Genomic DNA, 1486 nt, shown 5'->3' with positions numbered 1-1486 from the left:
TTGCTTGACCAGGCGCAGAACGGTAGGAGACGGCTGGGCGCCCACACCGATCCAGTGGGTCAGGCGGTCTTGCGCAATGCGCAGGCCTTCTTCGCCACCTTTGGCAATCGGGTTGTAAAAACCGATGCGCTCGATGAAACGGCCGTCGCGGCGAACGCGTTTGTCAGCCACAACAATATTGAAAAAAGGACGGTGCTTGGAACCGCCGCGTGCAAGTCGAATGACGACCATGATTTATCCTTCGGGTGGTGGGGCTTACCGGTAAGGTAGATACCCCAATGTTCTGCAGCGCTTGAGACACACGACATGGCCACCCGGCCAGCGAATTGCTGCAAAGCCTGAGATTATAGCCTGTGGAACGGTTTTGGCCCAAATTCACCTCCCCGCCCTTCTCCTATCCCCGAAACCACGACAGACATGCCCCTCATACGCCCCAGCCGCGAAGAAGACATTCCCGCCATCACGGCCATTTACGGCCACCACGTCCTGCACAGCACAGGAACGTTCGAAACCGAGCCTCCCAGCGTGGCCGACATGATGACCCGCCGGGCTGACGTACTGTCCAAAGGCCTGCCCTACCTGATCGCCGAGGAGGAAGGAAAAATTGTGGGCTTTGCCTACGGCAACTGGTTCAAGCCCCGCCCGGCCTACCGGTTCTCAGTGGAAGACTCGATCTACCTCGCGCCTGACCTGCATCGCAGGGGCCTGGGCCGTGCGTTGCTGGCCGAGCTGCTGGCACGGCTTGAAGCGGTGGGCGTACGCAAGGCCATGGCCGTGATCGGTGATTCGGCCAACGCCGGCTCGGTGGGCGTACATCGTTCGCTTGGCTTCAAAGAGATCGGCACCATTACCTCCTGCGGCTGGAAGTTCGGCGCCTGGCGCGACATTGTGATCATGGAAAAGACCTTGGGCGCAGGCGACACGCAGCCGCCGGTGGATGCACTCGCCGCATAATCGCCGCATGCAAGCAACCGCCTCCAAAGCCCCTAAAGCGCCCAAAAACAAAACCCTCGCCGCCTGGCTCGCTTTTATCGGCGGTCAACTCGGCGTGCACCGTCTTTACCTGTTCGGCCTTGGCGACGTGTGGGCCTGGCTGCACCCCATCGCAGCGGCGCTGGGCTGGTGGGGAGTCGAGCGCGTACGGCTTTATGGGCAAGATGACCACCTCGCCTGGGTGCTGATTCCGCTACTGGGCTTTACGCTGGCCGGCACGGCATTGACCGCCATTTACTACGGCCTGATGCCAACGGAAAAATGGAATGCGCTGCACAACACGGGCACGCCGGCCACCCAGGCGGGCAACACCAACTGGCTGACCATAGGCGCCGTGGTGTTTGCGCTGTTGTTTGGCACTATCTCACTGATGTCCAGCATAGTCTTCAGCTTCCAACGCTACTTCGAGTACCAGGTCGAAGAGGCCAAGAAAATCAGCCAGTAGATAGAGCCCCCACGGTCGCTCACTTCGTGTAGCTTCCTGCCCCCCGCG

Annotated in this window: 3 protein-coding genes; 2 read left to right on the top strand and 1 reads right to left on the bottom strand. The window is 60.6% G+C overall.

The features are described from left to right. Positions 1-231, bottom strand: a 231-nt coding sequence (gene rpsP / locus AC1D1P_RS23120) for a 30S ribosomal protein S16 (protein ID WP_477674604.1), incomplete at its 3' end; no start/stop codon positions are given. A 186-nt stretch (positions 232-417) separates the two neighbouring features. On the opposite strand from rpsP, the gene AC1D1P_RS23115 reads away from it, so the two are divergent. Both AC1D1P_RS23115 and AC1D1P_RS23110 read left to right on the top strand, forming a co-directional pair. Continuing rightward, positions 418-954: an N-acetyltransferase family protein gene (locus AC1D1P_RS23115; protein ID WP_477674603.1), complete on the top strand. Its 537-nt coding sequence runs from the start codon at positions 418-420 to the stop codon at positions 952-954. A gap of 7 nt (positions 955-961) precedes the next feature. Further along, positions 962-1438, top strand: a complete 477-nt coding sequence (locus tag AC1D1P_RS23110) for a TM2 domain-containing protein (protein WP_477674602.1) — start codon at positions 962-964, stop codon at positions 1436-1438. Positions 1439-1486 lie beyond the last annotated feature (48 nt).

The sequence above is a fragment of the Polaromonas sp. P1_E1_2 genome, assembly GCF_056406035.1.
This window is presented reverse-complemented; position numbering and strand designations above follow the sequence as displayed.